Genomic DNA, 16,339 nt, shown 5'->3' with positions numbered 1-16,339 from the left:
GTGCTCTCCGATAACGGCTCCGAGTTCGAGGCCGACTTCTCCAAGGCGCTCGCCACGCAGGGGATCCAGCGCTGGTACACGTATCCCAAGACACCCAAGATGAACGCGCATGTCGAACGCTTCAATCGAACCGTGCAGGAGTCCTTCGTGGACTACCACGAAGACCTGCTCTTTACCGACCTGGATGCGTTCAACCAGCAGCTGGCCAACTGGCTCGTCTTCTACAACGCCGAGCGCCCCCACCACGCCCTCGGCCAGCGACCCCCGCTACACTTCCTGCTCCAGCACCAACCCGAGTGCCAAAGGTGGTGGACTCATACAGGCGCTTGCCAGATGCGGTGAATTGTGGGCTATATTGGGCGAGCTTCAGGGGGTTTCGCCAGACAAAGCGGGGAGATAGCGAACATGCTTGAACGGGTTTCCAACCTGATGCGCAGCACCGCACCGGGCGTGCGTGGCTGGCGTGTCGTCCTTGCGGCGGCCTTGTTGACGGTCGCCAGCTATGCCGCCGCCCTGGAGCTGCGCGGCGACCACCCCGAGACCTACGTGGTCAAGCGCGGTGACACCCTGTGGGACATCGCCGGACGCTTCCTCAAGAAGCCGTGGCTGTGGCCGGAGATCTGGCAGGCCAACCCGCAGATCAAGAATCCGCATCTGATCTACCCAGGTGACGTGATCAGCCTGGCCTACCTTGACCGGGTCACCGCCAAGGTCACCCCGGGCGAGCGCAAGGCAAGCCCCATCAATGCCGTTCCGCTGGCAGAGGTCGAGCCGTTCCTGAAGGATCTGCGCATCGTCGACAGCATCGACGACCTGCCCTACGTGGTCGGGATCGAAGACAACCGCCTGCGCGGTGCGCGTGGGCAGGTGGTGTACGTGCGCGGGCTGGAGTCCGCGGTTCCGGGGCAGCGCTACCTGGTGGTGCGGCCGGAGAAGCGCTACCGCATGCTGGAGCGCGCCGGCCTGTGCTGCGACCTGTTCCAGTCCCAGGAGCTCGACGCCCGTGGCCGGCCTGGGCTGAGCCAGGAGTCGCCGTGGACCGCCGCCGTGTTCCCGACGAAGAACACCGAGTTCCTCGGCTATGAGCTGATGACCCAGACTGCCGGCACGGTCACCCGAACCGAGGTGGCCGGGATCCAGGCCACCACCCTGCTGCTGGATGCCGAAGGCCGCGATGTCCGTGTGGGCGACCGGCTGATCCCGGTGCAGGCCCAGCCCTATGACCTGCAGTTCTTCCCGCATCCGCCCAAGCAGCAGGCCGACTATGGCCGGCTGACGGTGATGGCGGTGGCCGATGCGGTGCACTTTGGCGGCACCCGGGATGTGATCGCCATCTCCGGTGGCGCTCGCCAGGGCATCGACAACGGCACCGTATTCTCGATCTGGCGGCGCGGTGATTCCGTGGTGGATCGCGTGCGCGACGGTCTTGACCGCGACGAGTCGCTCACCCCGCATGAGTCCAAGGTGCGCCTGCCCGACGAGTTCGCCGGCCATGCCATGGTGTTCCGTACCTTCGACAACGTCAGCTATGCGCTGGTGATGAGCAGCGTCAAGCCGACTGCGGTCGGTTACGAGCTCAAGCATCCGGACGCAGCGTACTGAGTCTTGCGGGATTTTCCGAACCCCGATGCCGACGGCGCCTGATGGCGCCGTCGTCGTGTGTGGCGCAGTCTGGCGCCATGTCGATCGCCAGCGAGCCCGAAGCCCTGCTGCACCTGCTGCTCAGCGGCGCCTCTGCCGCCAGCCAGCGGCGTCTGCTCCAGCAGCACGGCAGCGCCCGTGCCGCGCTGGCGGCAGGCCCGCGGGACTGGGCGACGCATGGCCTGGAGCCGGCGGTCTGTCATGCCCTGCGCGCCCCGGACCGGACCCGGTTGGCACGCGCGCTGGACTGGCTTGCGGCCGCTCCGACGCATCAGCTGATCGGCTGGGCGGACCCCGACTACCCGCCCCTGCTGCGGCGGATCGCCAACCCACCGCCGATGCTGTTCGTCGCGGGCGACCCAAGCCTGCTGTGGCGGCCGACGCTGGCCATCGTCGGCAGTCGGGCGGCCACCGCCGGTGGGCGTGCCAATGCTGCCCTGTTTGCCAGCACGCTGGCGCGCGCCGGTCTGTGCATCGGCAGCGGTCTGGCCGCTGGCATCGACGGCGCCGCCCATATCGCCACGCTTGAAGCCGGCGGGGCCACCATCGCCGTGCTCGGCACCGGCCCCGATGTGGCCTACCCGGCGCACCACGAATCCCTGCGGGCGCAGATCGCGCAGGCCGGCGTCGTGGTCTCCGAGCACCTGCCCGGCACCGGGCCGCGGCGCACCCAGTTCCCCAGCCGCAACCGGATCCTCGCCGGACTCAGCCTCGGGGTGCTGGTGGTGGAGGCGGCACACCGCTCCGGTGCCTTAATCACCGCCCGCCTGGCCGCCGAGGCCGGGCGCGAGGTGTTCGCCATTCCCGGCTCGATCCACAACCCGATGGCGCGCGGCTGCCATCGCCTGATCCGCGACGGCGCCCAGCTGGTGGAAAGCCCGCAGGAGGTGCTGCAGAGCCTGGCACCGATGATTCGTGACCTGGCCCATGCCCTGCGCGGGGCACTGCAGCTGGACGCGGCATCGGTTGATGGGCCGGCTGCGCTGGCTGATGCAGGGGCGGCTGGCGGGCAGATCGCTGCCGCCGCCTTGGACGATCCCGCCGCCGCAGTGCAGGCCCGCGTCTGGCAGGCGCTGGGGCACGACCCGACCGACATGGACACGCTCGCCGACCGCACCGGATTGACGGTCGCCGAACTCTCCCCCATGCTGCTGGCCTGGGAGCTGGAGGGCCGGGTCGCAAAGGAATACGGCCGCTATGTCCGGATCGGTTCCTGAACCTCGATGCCCCCGGCCGGCAGGCCATGCAAGGCGCCACTGGCGCAGGACGGAACGCGTGAAAGAAAGCATTCTCGACGTCCTGCTGTACCTGTTCGAACACTACTTCGCTGGCGAGTCGCTGGCGGTGTCGGACGTCTTGGGTGCGCAGGACACACCACTGATGGCGGAACTCACCAAGGCCGGGTTCTCGCAGGCGGAAATCGACAAGGCCCTGGACTGGCTGGACGCCTTGGCCCGGCAGCGGCCCGCGCCCGACCGGCCGCGTGGCGAGCATCCGATGCGGGTATTCCACCCGGCTGAACTGGCACGTCTGGACGTGGCGGCGCGCGGGTTTTTGCTGCTGCTGGAGCAGCATGGCGTGCTCGACCCGGCGCAGCGTGAGCTGGTGCTGGATCGTGCGCTGGCGCTGGACCAGGACGAAATCGCCTTGGACGACCTGAAATGGGTGGTGCTGATGGTGTTGTTCGACCAGCCCGGCAGTGAGGCGGCCTATGCCTGGATGGAAACCCAGATCTTTGCCGACGACCCCGAACCCCTGCATTGAACGCCCCCACCGCAGGTACGGGCGCTTGACAGCCGGCCCGTCGCCATGATTCCACTATGGCGCCTTTGCTCAACGCAGAGGCGTTGCCGACCAAGGATGGCCGGCCTGCGAAACAATCGCGTAAGCGGTTGGTTTCGCAAATGATGTTGAGTCCGGGCCTGCGCCGGGTTCGAGGTGGGCTGGCGCGTCCAGGATGGACGTGTTCAGAACGTCCCGACATAGTATTGCCAAGGCGCCCGGGGCATCTGCTCCGGGCGTCGGTTTCTGCGGCCGCCGCCGGTCGCCTTCCCTGATTCTGGAACTGCCACGCCATGGCCAAGAACCTGCTCATCGTCGAATCGCCCGCCAAGGCCAAGACGATCAACAAATACCTCGGCAAGGACTTCACCGTTCTGGCCAGCTATGGCCATGTCCGTGACCTGGTGCCGAAGGAGGGAGCCGTCGATCCCGAGCATGGCTTTGCGATGCGCTACGAAACCATCGAGAAAAACCAGAAGCACGTCGAGGCCATCGCCAAAGCTGCCCGCAGTGCCGAGAACCTGTATCTGGCCACCGACCCGGACCGCGAGGGCGAGGCGATCAGCTGGCACATCGCCGAAATCCTCAAGGAACGCGGACTATTGCAGGGCAAGACCTTGCAACGGGTGGTATTCACCGAGATCACCCCGCGTGCGATCCGTGAGGCGATCGCACACCCGCGCCAGATTTCCAGCGATCTGGTCGATGCCCAGCAGGCGCGGCGCGCGCTGGATTATCTGGTTGGCTTCAACCTGTCGCCGGTGCTGTGGCGCAAGATCAAGGCCGGGCTGTCGGCCGGACGCGTGCAGAGCCCGGCGCTGCGCATGATCGTCGAGCGGGAGGAAGAGATCGAAGCCTTCCGCCCGCGTGAGTACTGGACCATCGAGGCCGAATGCGCGCACCCGGTGCAGCCGTTCACCGCCCGCCTGGTCATGCTGGACGGCAAGAAGTTCTCCGCCGATACCGCCAAACTCGAGTTCAGCCTCACCGATGCGGCCAGTGCCGAAGCGGCGCGGTTGCGGATCCAGCAGGCCGCCGGCGGCATGCTGCATGTCACCGACGTCATCCGCAAAGAACGCAAGCGCCGCCCGGCACCGCCGTTCACCACCTCCACGCTGCAGCAGGAAGCCTCGCGCAAGCTCGGGTTTTCCACCCGCAAGACCATGCAGGTGGCGCAGAAGCTGTACGAGGGGGTGAGCCTGGGCGAGGAAGGCTCGGTCGGTCTGATCACCTACATGCGTACCGACTCGGTCAACCTGTCGCAGGATGCGCTGGCCGAGATCCGCGACGTGATTGCACGCGACTTCGGCACCGCGGCCCTGCCCGACCGCCCGAACGTTTACCAGACCAAGGCCAAGAACGCGCAGGAAGCGCACGAGGCCATCCGCCCGACCTCGGCGCTGCGCACCCCGGCGCAGGTGGCGCGCTACTTGAGCGATGACGAGCGCAAGCTGTACGAGCTGATCTGGAAGCGCACCGTCGCCAGCCAGATGATCCCGGCCACGCTCAACACCGTCACCGTCGAGCTGGCCGCCGGCAGCGAACACGCCTTCCGCGCCAGCGGCACCACCGTGGTGGTGCCCGGCTTTCTGGCGGTCTATGAAGAAGGGCACGACGGCAAGAACAAAGAGGACGAAGACGAGGCACGCACGCTGCCGCCGATGGCGCCTGGCGACAACGTGCCACTGGCGCGCGTGCTGGCCGGGCAGCATTTCACCCAGCCGCCGCCGCGCTACACCGAAGCCTCGCTGGTGAAGGCGCTGGAGGAATACGGCATCGGCCGGCCCTCCACCTATGCGGCGATCATCCAGACCCTGCTGGGCAAGCAGTACGCCGTGCTGGACGGGCGCGCCTTCAAGCCGACTGACATTGGTCGTGCGGTCAGCAAGTTCCTGTCCAGCCATTTCGCCAAGTACGTCGATTACGACTTCACCGCCAACCTCGAAGACGAGCTGGATGCGGTCAGCCGCGGCGAAGAGGCCTGGATCCCGCTGATGAAAAAGTTCTGGGGCCCATTCAAGGCCCTGGTGGAAGAAAAGCGCGCCGGGCTGGACAAAGCCGATGCCGGCAGCGTGCGCATCCTGGGCGTCGATCCGGCCAGCGGCCGGCCGGTGTCGGCGCGCATCGGCAAGTTCGGCCCGTTGGTGCAGATCGGCACCGCCGATGATGAAGAAAAACCGCGGTTTGCCTCCCTGCGGCCGGGCCAGAGCATCTACAGCATCACGCTCGAAGAGGCGCTCAAACTGTTTGAGATGCCGCGCACCCTGGGCGTGGATGCCAATGGCGAAGAAGTCAGCGTGGGGATCGGCCGGTTCGGGCCGTTTGTCCGGCGCGGCAGCACCTATGCCTCGCTGAAAAAAGACGACGACCCGTACACCATCGACCTGGCGCGTGCCCTGGCCCTGCTCGAAGAGAAAGAAACCTTTGCCCGCAACCGCATCCTCAAGCAGTGGCCGGGCCACGCCGTGCAGGTGCTCAACGGCCGCTTCGGCCCCTACCTCAGCGATGGTGAGCGCAACGGCAAGATCCCCAAGGATCAGGACCCCGCCACACTGACCCTGGAAGACGCCCTGCGGCTGCTCGAGGAAACCGGCAAGCCGGTACGCAAGGCGGCCAAGACCGCAGCGACCAAAGCCAGCAAGGCGGCCAAGGTGGCAAAGGCCACGAAAGCCGCGAAAGCCACCAAGGCCACGACGGTCAAGGCGGGCAAAGCCACCAAGGCCGCAAAGGCTACCCGCACGAAAACCGCCAGCAAAACCACCGCGAAGAAATCCACCCGCACCGCACGCGCCGAAGACGCGCCGTTCTAACGCGCCCTTTCCGCCTCACCGGCCGGAGATCGGCGCAGGTGTGGGTGTGTTCGTTCCCGTTTCGGCCATGAAAACACCCCCAGGTACCGGCGGTATCTGGGGGCGGGGCCATCACGCCTCAGGCGATGGCGGGGAGGATTTAGTCTTTCGGAATCTCGCAGTGACCGCGCTTGTCACCACGCGGATCGCCGTTGACCCAGACCCAGAGCTGGCCAGGTGGGCACTTGGGCTGATAGGGCGTGGCCCCCAACGCACCGGCATTGGGCTTGCCCATCCCCGGCGCCATCTTTGCTGGTTCCACCCCATACTGATCGCGCCCGGAGTTGGCGGTGCGCTCCTCGATCGACACCGGCGGCTGTGGCGCATAGTACCGAGGGGATTTGCTCTTGATGGTGATCCGGTTGGCCGGTGCGACCGGAACGGTATGAGTCGGCGCCGAGGTCGGTGTGCCACCCTCGGCTTGCCGGGTGGTGTTACGGGTGGGGTCGTCTGAATTGCCGCCAGGCGCTGGGGTGCCATCTCCCATGCCGGGATCCTTCGGGATATGCGGGCTGGTCGGCACATCGACCGCGCGCGGCAGCGGGCGAGGCGTAGGCGGCAGCGGGTCTTTCGGGTGATGCGGCGGCTGGTCTTCCGGGTCAAGCCCCGGTGGCTTCGGCAAGTTCCCAGTCGGCAGTGCCGCAGATGGAAGCAGCCTGTCTTTGTCTCGGGTTGGCAGAGGGAGGTACGAGTCTTTGTCTCGGGTTGGGAGAGGCATCCCGGCCGATGGCGCGTCCTTGCCATTCCCCGCCATGCGGGCGGAGTTTTTGATTTTCTCGTTTCGCGCCCGGATGGTTGCCTCGGATGGCTGCTTGATGGTGATGGCCTGCGTCTGCGCCCCGGCGTTACCTGCCGCGTCCTGCGGTGCAGGCTTAGCATGGGCGGCGCCGATAGCCAGCCCTGTAGCGATGACAGTGATGAGTGGAATACGCATGTTGCGATCTCCTGCGGGATGGATGTCAGCCCCGGATCGACTCAGCTGATCCGGGTGATCTGCTCATCGCAGTGACCCGCACGGATTTTCAAGCCCGCCCATGCCGGGCAAGCAGGCGTTCAGCTTTGCGGCAGCACCAGCGGGAAGGCCATTGCCAATCCGTCAGGGCTGGCTCAGCCCTGTATCCCACGCCACTGGAGAATGCGCCAAGATAGGCACATGCGCGTTCTGTCTGCCCTTGTGGTGTGGTTGTTGCTGCCGGTGCTGGCGCGGGCGCAGGCGGTGATGACGGTGTATCGGTGCAGCGATGCGCGTGGGGTGGTCAGTCTGCAGGATGTGCCGTGTGCGGCAGGCAAGCGGCAGCAGGTGCTGACGATGCAGCGGCCGCAGGCGCCGTCTGCGCCGACGAAAGCGCCTGCGACCGTGTCGCCACCCTCTCCGGCGGCTCCCCCTGCGCCGCCTCCGCCTGCGCCGCTGGTGGTGTATCGGGCGCCGCCGCAGCCGATGTATGAATGCACCCGCCCCGATGGCAGCCGCTACACCAGTGATGACGGGCGCGGTAATCCGCGTTGGGTGCCGTTGTGGACGTTAGGCGGTTGGCGGCATCCGCACCGTCATGACGGCAATGGTACGGAGACGGGCACGCCGCCGGTGACGGATTCGCCACTGTGGCCGGTGTTCATGGGTGGCGGGCAATGGATCCATGATGACTGCGTGATGTTGCCGCCCGCGGAGGCGTGCGCACGGCTGCGCGATCGCCGGGCCGAGCTGCGTCGGCGCTTCTTCAATGCCCAGGAACTGGAGCGGGATGCCTTGCGGCGCGAGGAGCGTGCATTGAACGCGCGGCTGGATAACGACTGCGGAGGGCATTGAGCGATGACGCGATCGCAATCCCTGTTGCTCGGTGTGCTGTGGCTGGCCGGGGCGGCTGTCGCCCAGGAAACCGTGTTCTACAAATGCACCGATGCCAATGGCGCGGTGACGGTGCAAAACGGCACGCCTTGCGCGCCCGGCATGCGGCAGGAGGTGCGCCGGGTGGGCGGGGTACAGGGGGCCGCTGCCCCGGCGGCAACGCCGCCAGCGGCCACGCCAGCCACACCGCCGCAGTATGGCGAGTTCGTGCAGGTGGCTGGCCCGCGGGTGGCGCGCACGCCGGCGCCGGAAGCGGCCAGCCTGCCGGCGCCGCCGGCGCTGTATCAGTGCCGCACCTGGGATGGCAAAACCTATTACGGTGAAACCGACCAGCCGCCGCCGCGCTGTATGCCGTTGCAGGTGGTGGGCCTCGATGGCACGCCCACGCCTGAGCTGGGCCAGGCCTGCGAGATGCGGCGTGACGACTGCACGGCGGTGCCGGAGGCGCAGCTGTGCGATGCCTGGTACCGGCGTCTGGACGAGGCCGAGTTTCGCCTGGAATATGCCGAGCCGGCCCAGCGCCGGGCACGTCAGGCGGAGCTCAATGCCTTGCGGGCGCAGGTGATGGGCAGCCGGTGTGCGACGACCGTGCCGGCGGCACCTGCGGCGTCGTCATCGTCACCTCGGCGGTGAACGCATTTGGCGGGTCCGGCGCGGTCGTGCGCCGGTGGTCGAACGATCATTCGCGCAGGAAGCGGGCCATCGAGACGCCACCGGGAGTGGTGGGGGATGGCGCAAATACCGCAGCCACGTCCACATAGCCGTGCACCAGTGCCAGTTCGCGCGGGGTGCGGCCGAGCAGATCGCGCTGCGAGGGGTCGGCACCGGCGTCGAGCAGGAGGCGGGCGATTTGCGGCAGGCCATGCAGGGCGGCCAGGTGCAGCGGGCTGTGACCACGGCTGTCGTGGACGTCGAGGGCGACGCCTTCGTCCAGCAGCCGTTGCAGGGCTTCCAGCAGTACGTCTTCGCTGACCGGGGTGCCCGGTTCGGCACGGGCGCCCAGCAGGAGCAGCAGCGGGGTCAGGCCCTGGTGGCTGGGGGCGTGCGGATCGGCACCGGCCAGCAGCAGGGTGTCGAGCAGGGCGATCAGGCGGGTGCGGTCGCGGGCGGTGAACCCGTACAGCGCGGCGCAGTGCAGGGCGGTTTGCCCATGCGCGTCGGTTGCGTGCAGGTCGGCGCCGGCTTTCAGAAGACGCGCCACCATGTCCGGCAGCCCGAGGGCGGCCGCCAGCATCAGCGGGGTCACCTCGCCCGGCAGCCGTTGTTCCAGGGCGCTGCCGGCCTCCAGCAAGCGATCGACGATCTCCGGGTGACGCATGCTGACTGCGGCCGACAGCGGGGTGGCGCCGGTCTTGGCTGGCAGTGCGGGGTCGGCGCCATGCGCCAGCAACAGATCCACCAGGGCGCGATGGCCGCCGCCGGCGGCGCGCAGCAGGGCGGTGCAGCCCTGGGCGTCGGTGGCATTCACCGGCAGCCCCAAGGTCAGCAGCCGACGCACCGCGGCGAGGTCGCCGACGATGGCCGCTGCCGGCAGGTCGGCCGGGCGCAGGGGGCGCGCCGGCAGATGCCAGCCATGCCAGTCCAGCCAGTCGGCCAGGTCGCGGCGGCCGCAGGCCAGGGCGATTCCCAGCGGGGTGCGGCCATCCACGGCGCGCTGCTCCGGTGAGGCGCCGGCCAACAGCAGGCGCTGAACCAGATCGGCGCGGCCGTGCTCGACGGCGTGATGCAGGGCCGCCATGCCATGCGGGTCGCAGGCCAGCGGGTCCAGCCCGCGCTGCAGCAAGGTGTCCAGTAATCGCGCCCAACCCAGACGCACGGCCAGAACCAGCGTCGGTTGACCCTGCGGCGAAGGCGCAAACGGGTCGGCGCCGCGTTCCAGCAGTTCCAGTGCGAACGCCTCTGCCGCCGCGGTGCAGGGGTGCGCCTGGCAGGCGGCCAGGAAGCGGGCCAGCGTGCCGGCACCGGCTGGCGCAGCGCCGGCGGCCAGCAGGCGCCGGATGGCAGGCAGCCCGGACTCGCCCTGGTCGAGCAGGCGCACCAGCGGCGGCAGCCCGTCGTTGCCGCGGGCCTCGGGGTGGGCGCCCAGGCGCAGCAGCCAGTCCAGCCGCTCCGGCACGCTGAGCACGGCGTCGTCGTGCAGCAGTGCGTCCAGTTCCGACGCGGTCAGTTGGCTGGCCAGCGGCGCCAGGTCGGCAAGCGGGGCATTGTCGTGCAGGCGTTGCCGCAGTTGCGGCAGCGGCGGCGGTGCAGCGGGGGGGGCGTCCTCGTCGGCCGGCGTCGGGATGGGGTGCTTGGGGTCGAGCACGGCCACCAGCGCCCAGCGGCCGCTGGCCCGGGCCTGTGCCAGCGGGCTCAAGCCCTGGGCATCCGGCGCGTGTGGATCCACGCCCAGGTCGCGCAGGTCGCGCACCAGGGTCGGGTTGGGGGTGTCGGCGGTGCAGGCCAGATGCAGTGCATTGGCGCCTTGGGCATCGCGGGCGTGCAGGTTGGCGCCGGCGGCCAGCAGGGTTTCCAGTGCCCGCAGGGCGCCGTTGCGCACGGCCTCCAGCAGTGGTGTGCGGCCGTCGGCATCGGTGGCGTCCACCTCGGCGCCCGCTTCCAGCAGGGCCTGGCAGATTTCGGCATGATCGAGTGCTGCGGCCTCGTGCAGCGCACTGCGGCCCTGCGCATTGCGGGCATTGACCTGGGCTTTGTGGCGCAGCAGCAGCTGCACGCCCGCCGGGTCGTCGTCCTCGCAGGCGGCGGCACACAACAGGGCGGGCTGCCCACCCGGCGGCTCCGGGCGGGCGCCGCGTTCCAGCAGGAAGCGGGCCAGCCGCCAGTTGCCGCTCAGGCAGGCGCTGCCCAGCGGCGAGATTCCCTCGTGATTGCAGGCGTTCAGGTCGGCGCCGGCGTCGCGCAGCAGGGCCGCCACACCAGGATCGACGCTGCGTGCGGCATGGTGCAGCGGGGTGTTGCCGTCGGCATCGGTCTGGCGCGGATCGGCGCCGTTGGCCAGCAGCATCATCACCGCCTCGGGACGGCCATGCCAGCTGTCACGGGTGGCCACCAGCAGCGGGGTGGTGCCGCCCTGGGCGGCGTTGAGGTCCACGCCGCGTTCGATCAGCGCCCGCAGCAGGCGCAGATCCGGCAGCAGCGCGGCCAGCATCGGCAGGGTGCGGCGGTCACGGTCTTCGGGTGCCGGCAGTGCGTGCGGGTCGGCGCCGGCGTCCAGCAGGGCCAAGGCCTGTTCGACCCGGCCATTGCGGGCAGCGGCATAGAGGGCGCGGTTGCGTGCTTCGGGATCATCGGCGGGCGCAGGCGCGTCTGCGGGTGTTTCGGACGGGGCCGGGTCGCCGGTTGGCGCTGGCATCTCCACCACCGGCAGGCCGTGCAGGACGGTCGGCGCTGGCACCGACTGGATCAGCCAGTGCACGGGCAGCAGTGTGATCAGCAGGCAGGCCAGCCCCCAGCCTCGGTCAGCGTCTGGCAGTAGCCCCGGCCAGAGCAGCGTGAGCCCAATGGCCAGAACCAGCGTCATCGGCAGCGCCACCTGCAGCAGACCACGCCAGGCCTCGCGCGGCAGTTGGGCGCGCCGGGCCTGGGGTGATGCGGTGTGGCCGTCGCGTGCCAGCAGGTGCAACGCCGGCCAGTGCCACCACAGGCCGATCAACAGGGCGCCGCTGCCGCCGGCCAGCAGCAGGGCATGGCTCAGGCTGGGCTGGGCGAGCAGCCAGCGCAGGGGGCCACCCAGCAAGACCAGGGCGGCCACGGCGGTGGCCAGCCAGGCGGCCAGCAGACCGGCGCCGTCGGCCAGCAGGGCCTGGCGCGGACGCGTGCGGCGCCACAGCGCCAGCCCCAGGGCGAGGCAGGGTTGCGCCAGCAGCAGGGCGACTGCTCCGGGCAGGCCGCCGGTCGCAACGGCCGCACTCAGCGTAAGGCCCGTGGCCAGCAGCGCGATGGCGATGCCGGTGCTGCGCTCAGGCATCGGTGCCCCAATCGTCTTGCAGCGGGTCATGCAGGGTGGGCGGCAGTTGCACATGAAAGCCGCGTGTGGCGAGGTTGTTCCGCACCACTTCCGGGTTTTCCCGGGCCAGCCGGCGATCCGGCGTCAGCGCCACTTCCAAGACGAACTGCAGCGTTCCCAGCTGCGCACGCAGCGGCGGCGGCAGGCAGTCGAAGCCATCGCGTTCGGCCAGGTAAACGTAGGTGTCGGCCTTTTTCAGGCTCTTGTAGACGTGGGCAAGCATGGCGGCCGGGGGAATGCGTCACAGATCTGTGGTGCCGCGATTGTGCGGGAAACCCGCGCCTGGCGGAACCCAACACGACCTTCGGCACGCGCGGCCTGTGCCGCGGCTGTTACCCTGCCCGCTTCCGTGTTGGTCTGGTCAGTGGAGTGGAGTATGCGTCTGCGGCCGTTTTTGTTCGTTCTCATGCTGGGCCTGCTGCCGGTGGCGCGGGCCGATGACACCCTCACCTTGCAGCAGGTCATGGCCGATCCCGACTGGATCGGCCCGCCGGTCGAGCAGGCGTGGTGGCGTTGGGACGGCAAGGCGGCGCAGTATCTGTTGAAGCGGCCGGGCGAACGGGTGCGCGATGTCTGGCAGGTCGCCCTCGACGGTGGGGCGCCGGTCAAGGTGGCGGATGCCGACCGCGCCGGGCTGGACGCTGCCGGGGCGGTGCTGGCGCCGGATCGTCGGCAGCAGGCGTTTGTCCGCAATGGCGATGTGTTCGTGCGCGACTTAGGCAGCGGCGCGCTGCGGCAGCTGACCCGGGGCCTGGGCGAGGCCAGCCGCCTGCAATGGGGCGCGGGTGGGCTGGTCTGGCAGGCCGATGGTCGCTGGTTCCGCTGGGATGGCAATGCGGTGATGCTGGCGGCGCAGGCACGCGCCGAGGATGCGCCGGGCACGTCGCCGCCGGCAGATGCACTGCGCGACTGGCAGTTGCAGCTGTTTGCGACCCTGCGCGAGGAGCGTGCGGCACGCGATGCCACCCGCAAACAGGACGAGGTGTGGCGGCGTATCGATCCGACCCGTGCGCCGGCGCCGGTGTATCTGGGCAAGGATGTGCAGATCACCGATTCCGCGCTGTCACCGGACGGTCGCTGGCTGCTGCTGGTGACCACCGCCAAGGGCGCGGACACCGGTCGTGCCGGCAAGATGCCGATGTACATCACCGAGTCCGGTTATGAGGAGTTCGAGGATGTGCGCACCCGGGTGGGCCGCAATCCGCCCGCGCCGCAGCGGCTGTGGCTGGCCGAGCCGGCCACCGGCACCGTGCGCGAAGTGGCGCTGACCGGCCTGCCCGGCATCCAGGACGATCCGCTGGCGGACCTGCGCAAGGCCGCTGGCAAGCCTGCGTTGCAAGGCCCGCGCCCGGTGCAGGTGATGGAGATGCGCTGGCGGGGTGACAGCGGTACCGCCGCGCTGATGCTGCGTTCGATCGACAACAAAGACCGCTGGTTGGCCACCCTGACCCCGACCAGCGGGCAACTGGTGGCCCGCCACCGGCTGCACGACCCGGCCTGGATCAACTGGAACTTCAACGAATTTGGCTGGCTGCCCGACCAGCGCACCCTGTGGTACCTCAGCGAAGAAAGCGGGTACTCGCATCTGTACACCTGGACGGAGGGCGGGCAGCGTCGCCAGCTCACCGACGGGCGCTGGGAGACCTCGCAGGTCAGCGTCAGTCCGGATGGGCAGCGCTTCTACTTTCTGTGCAACCGCGCAGCCCCCGGCGATTACGAGGTCTGCACCGTCCCGGTGGCGGGCGGCCCGGTGCGTGAGCTGACCGCGCTGGATGGCGTCGAGGATTTCAGCCTGTCGCCGCAGGGGCAGGCGTTGCTGGTGCGCTACTCGGCCGCCTACCTGCCGCCACAACTGGCCTGGGTGCCCGCCGAGGGCGGCCAGGCGCACGTGCTCACCGATACCCGCACGCCGGCGTTCAAGGCCTACCACTGGATCCAGCCGCAGATCGTGCAGGTGCCCAGCAAGCATGGCGCCGGCGTGATCTGGGGCAAGTTCTACGGGCCGGAGACGTTCGTGCCTGGGCGCAAGTACCCGATCGTGATGTTCGTGCATGGCGCCGGCTATCTGCAGAACGTCTCCGCCCGCTATCCCAACTATTTCCGCGAGCAGATGTTCCACAACCTGCTGGTGCGGCAGGGCTACATCGTGCTCGATCTGGACTACCGCGCCAGTGAAGGCTATGGCCGTGACTGGCGCACCGCGATCTACCGCTGGATGGGCAAGCCGGAACTGGAGGACTACCTGGACGGGCTGGACTGGCTGGTGGCAGAAAAGCAGGGTGACCGCACCCGTGCTGGCATCTACGGCGGCAGCTACGGCGGGTTCATGACCTACGTGGCGATGTTCAAGGCCCCGGGCGTCTTCAAGGCCGGTGCCGCGCTGCGTCCGGTGGCCGATTGGACGCAGTACAACCACGAATACACCAGCAACATCCTCAACACGCCCGAGCTCGACCCCGAGGCCTACCGGCGCTCCAGCCCGATCCAGTTTGCCGACGGGTTGCAGGGCGAGCTGCTGATCGCCCACGGCATGATCGACGACAACGTGTTCTTCAAGGACTCGGTGATGATGGCGCAGAAGCTGATCGAACTGCGCAAGGACAAGTGGACGCTGGCGCCGTATCCGCTGGAGCGGCACGGGTTCGTGCACCCGGAGAGCTGGTATGACGAGTACCGGCGTATCCAGGAACTGTTCCGGCAAACCCTGCAACCGTGATGGGTGCGTGGGAGGAGATCGGCAAGGGGGCAGAAGCAGGCTTGCAGGCGAGAGTGCGGGGAGTTCTGCGGGCCAAGCCTGAACACCCGTTCTGGGTGATCAAGCGGCAGTTCGGTTATGTGACCTGCCCCCACTGAGCCGCTACGGCGAGGCCTCCGGGATATTCCAGAAACAGCCCATGATGCAGGTTGACGCCTCTGTCACCGGGGGCAACTCCGGCGGCTCGGTGTTCAACGCCCGAGGCGAGGCTGTGGGGATGGTCAGCTTCGGCAAGGGCGCATTCAATCAGGCCGTGCCCATTGCCCGGGTGCTGGAAGTGGTGGATCGGATCAGGCGTTCTGCCTTTGCTTCACCTGCCGGATGAATGATGCCACATCCATGAGCCAGGCCTGCTGTGCCGCCGTATAGGTCGGGTGCAGACTCTTGGGCAGTACAAGCTGAACCCGTTCGGCCTTCATCTCGTCCGTCTGGTTCTCGCTGATACTGGGTTCAAGTGTCAGAAGGTACTTGTCAGGAATGCGGGCGGCTTCGTTGAGGATTTGCCGCCACCTGTCCTTGCAGGTCGATTTCGATGCCAGCATCGTCAGCCTTGCCTGTGGGAAGGCTGCATTGTGGTAATGGCGGATGCCCGGAAAGATGAAGTCAGGTTTATGGTTGTTTTCAGTGACGCCGGATCGCGTGTAGGTCACGCAGTGATCGGTGAACACCTGTTCAAGATGGTTTTCCAGCGCCGAGCCGGCCCGTGATTTCCTGCGCTGCAGGGTGCTCTGAGCCAGCTTGATAAATGGTTCCGTGTCCTCGATGCCGGACTGCACGAGGCTGCGCAGCTTCTCGCCGAACAGGTGCTTTTCTAGCGTGCGGAACAGGATTTCTTCCCGCTCCATCCAGGCGACCAGCGCAGCGTCCGGGTCGTCACGGCTGGAAAGATCGCGGATCGTGCTTCTGGCATAGGCAGAAAACTCGACGGTTTTCGGGAATCTGCCATCAAATCTTGCCAGCATGTCGTCCAGATAGTTCGGTGCTTCCTCTTCCGGCTCGATGCCGATCTGTTCGAGGATCACCCGTGCCGCAAAGCCGATCCTGTCCTGTTCCGTTTCCAGCTCCGACTTGACGGAGAATCCGGGATGCGTGAGATCGGAAAAACCGAACAGCCACATGAGCTGCCGCTCGATGGTCGTGTCCTTTTCGGCCACGATGGCGAGCAGGTCGCCGTCTGTCCGCCTTGCAATCACAAGCAGGTCGCCTTCCGCCGGCTCAATCGCGATTCCAGTGGAAACGGTTCATGTCTGATGGGGAGCATGGAGCCAAGGGTGACGGGGTAGATGCCTGAGCTTGGCGCACAGCAGGTAGCTGATGGCGATCAGGTTGGCGTCAGTGCGATAGCCCTTGGCGCGGGCCTTGGCGGCCTGGATCTGGGCGTTGAAGGCCTCGACCTGGCCGTTGGACAGGCCGGTGTCGAAATGCCGCAGGATGCCGGTGAGGTGGTCGCGGATGGTGGC

General features: G+C 68.0%; 14 protein-coding genes. 9 read left to right on the top strand and 5 right to left on the bottom strand.

The window, feature by feature from the left end; genetic code table 11:
- From BUA29_RS10305 to BUA29_RS10285, 5 genes are all read left to right on the top strand, one after another.
- A partial coding sequence (locus BUA29_RS10305) for an integrase core domain-containing protein (RefSeq protein ID WP_143148907.1) occupies positions 1 to 342 on the top strand: 342 nt, incomplete at its 5' end.
- A gap of 87 nt (positions 343 to 429) precedes the next feature.
- Positions 430 to 1,602, top strand: coding sequence for a LysM peptidoglycan-binding domain-containing protein (locus BUA29_RS10300; protein ID WP_072756474.1), 1,173 nt, complete (start codon positions 430 to 432; stop codon positions 1,600 to 1,602).
- 77 nt (positions 1,603 to 1,679) lie between these two features.
- Positions 1,680 to 2,858 (top strand): DNA-processing protein DprA, encoded by a 1,179-nt coding sequence (gene dprA, locus BUA29_RS10295; RefSeq protein WP_072756473.1) that lies wholly within the window; start codon positions 1,680 to 1,682, stop codon positions 2,856 to 2,858.
- A 58-nt stretch (positions 2,859 to 2,916) separates the two neighbouring features.
- The gene (locus BUA29_RS10290; protein WP_072756472.1) at positions 2,917 to 3,405 is read left to right on the top strand and encodes a Smg family protein; all 489 of its coding nucleotides are present in this window, start codon (positions 2,917 to 2,919) and stop codon (positions 3,403 to 3,405) included.
- A 311-nt stretch (positions 3,406 to 3,716) separates the two neighbouring features.
- Positions 3,717 to 6,233 carry a DNA topoisomerase I gene (locus tag BUA29_RS10285; RefSeq protein WP_072756471.1) on the top strand — a complete coding sequence of 839 codons (2,517 nt, stop codon included), beginning with the start codon at positions 3,717 to 3,719 and terminating at the stop codon, positions 6,231 to 6,233.
- A 139-nt stretch (positions 6,234 to 6,372) separates the two neighbouring features.
- Here BUA29_RS10285 and BUA29_RS10280 read toward each other — a convergent pair whose 3' ends face one another.
- On the bottom strand, positions 6,373 to 6,894 hold the full coding sequence (locus BUA29_RS10280; protein WP_143148906.1) for a hypothetical protein: 522 nt from the start codon (positions 6,892 to 6,894) through the stop codon (positions 6,373 to 6,375).
- Between the two features lie 531 nt (positions 6,895 to 7,425).
- Here BUA29_RS10280 and BUA29_RS10275 point away from each other — a divergent pair.
- A complete protein-coding gene (locus BUA29_RS10275; RefSeq protein WP_072756469.1) occupies positions 7,426 to 8,079 on the top strand; it encodes a DUF4124 domain-containing protein in 654 nt (217 codons plus the stop codon).
- A gap of 3 nt (positions 8,080 to 8,082) precedes the next feature.
- Positions 8,083 to 8,751, top strand: a complete 669-nt coding sequence (locus BUA29_RS10270) for a DUF4124 domain-containing protein (RefSeq protein WP_072756468.1) — start codon at positions 8,083 to 8,085, stop codon at positions 8,749 to 8,751.
- Between the two features lie 46 nt (positions 8,752 to 8,797).
- Here BUA29_RS10270 and BUA29_RS10265 read toward each other — a convergent pair whose 3' ends face one another.
- Together BUA29_RS10265 and BUA29_RS10260 are read right to left on the bottom strand one after the other, a co-directional pair.
- Entirely contained in the window at positions 8,798 to 12,085 is a 3,288-nt protein-coding gene (locus tag BUA29_RS10265) for an ankyrin repeat domain-containing protein (protein ID WP_072756467.1), read from the bottom strand.
- The gene (locus tag BUA29_RS10260; RefSeq protein WP_072756466.1) at positions 12,078 to 12,347 is read right to left on the bottom strand and encodes a YcgL domain-containing protein; all 270 of its coding nucleotides are present in this window, start codon (positions 12,345 to 12,347) and stop codon (positions 12,078 to 12,080) included. Before BUA29_RS10260 ends, BUA29_RS10265 begins: the two co-directional genes overlap by 8 nt.
- A gap of 153 nt (positions 12,348 to 12,500) precedes the next feature.
- On the opposite strand from BUA29_RS10260, the gene BUA29_RS10255 reads away from it, so the two are divergent.
- Both BUA29_RS10255 and BUA29_RS10250 read left to right on the top strand, forming a co-directional pair.
- Positions 12,501 to 14,840, top strand: coding sequence for a prolyl oligopeptidase family serine peptidase (locus BUA29_RS10255; RefSeq protein WP_072756465.1), 2,340 nt, complete (start codon positions 12,501 to 12,503; stop codon positions 14,838 to 14,840).
- A gap of 91 nt (positions 14,841 to 14,931) precedes the next feature.
- Positions 14,932 to 15,204 (top strand): trypsin-like peptidase domain-containing protein, encoded by a 273-nt coding sequence (locus tag BUA29_RS10250; protein WP_342741577.1) that lies wholly within the window; start codon positions 14,932 to 14,934, stop codon positions 15,202 to 15,204.
- Here BUA29_RS10250 and BUA29_RS10245 read toward each other — a convergent pair.
- A complete protein-coding gene (locus tag BUA29_RS10245; RefSeq protein ID WP_218587183.1) occupies positions 15,170 to 16,072 on the bottom strand; it encodes a type II restriction endonuclease in 903 nt (300 codons plus the stop codon). The two genes, BUA29_RS10250 and BUA29_RS10245, sit on opposite strands and share 35 nt — an antisense overlap.
- Before the next feature lie 48 nt (positions 16,073 to 16,120).
- Positions 16,121 to 16,339, bottom strand: a 219-nt coding sequence (locus BUA29_RS10235) for a transposase (RefSeq protein WP_143148904.1), incomplete at its 5' end; no start/stop codon positions are given.

Origin of the sequence: Thermomonas hydrothermalis, assembly GCF_900129205.1 — a bacterium.
Taxonomy (GTDB): Bacteria; Pseudomonadota; Gammaproteobacteria; order Xanthomonadales; family Xanthomonadaceae; genus Thermomonas; species Thermomonas hydrothermalis.
The sequence above is the reverse complement of the archived record's forward strand: the minus strand, read 5'-3'. Positions and strand labels throughout refer to the sequence as shown.

Bases quoted from the DNA above. Each gene is read 5' to 3' on its own strand.
- BUA29_RS10300 (WP_072756474.1), top strand. From the start codon at position 430: ATGCGCAGCACCGCACCGGGCGTGCGTGGCTGGCGTGTCGTCCTTGCG.
- dprA (WP_072756473.1), top strand. From the start codon at position 1,680: ATGTCGATCGCCAGCGAGCCCGAAGCCCTGCTGCACCTGCTGCTCAGC.
- BUA29_RS10285 (WP_072756471.1), top strand. From the start codon at position 3,717: ATGGCCAAGAACCTGCTCATCGTCGAATCGCCCGCCAAGGCCAAGACG.
- BUA29_RS10275 (WP_072756469.1), top strand. From the start codon at position 7,426: ATGCGCGTTCTGTCTGCCCTTGTGGTGTGGTTGTTGCTGCCGGTGCTG.
- BUA29_RS10270 (WP_072756468.1), top strand. From the start codon at position 8,083: ATGACGCGATCGCAATCCCTGTTGCTCGGTGTGCTGTGGCTGGCCGGG.
- BUA29_RS10265 (WP_072756467.1), bottom strand. From the start codon at position 12,085: ATGCCTGAGCGCAGCACCGGCATCGCCATCGCGCTGCTGGCCACGGGC.
- BUA29_RS10260 (WP_072756466.1), bottom strand. From the start codon at position 12,347: ATGCTTGCCCACGTCTACAAGAGCCTGAAAAAGGCCGACACCTACGTT.
- BUA29_RS10255 (WP_072756465.1), top strand. From the start codon at position 12,501: ATGCGTCTGCGGCCGTTTTTGTTCGTTCTCATGCTGGGCCTGCTGCCG.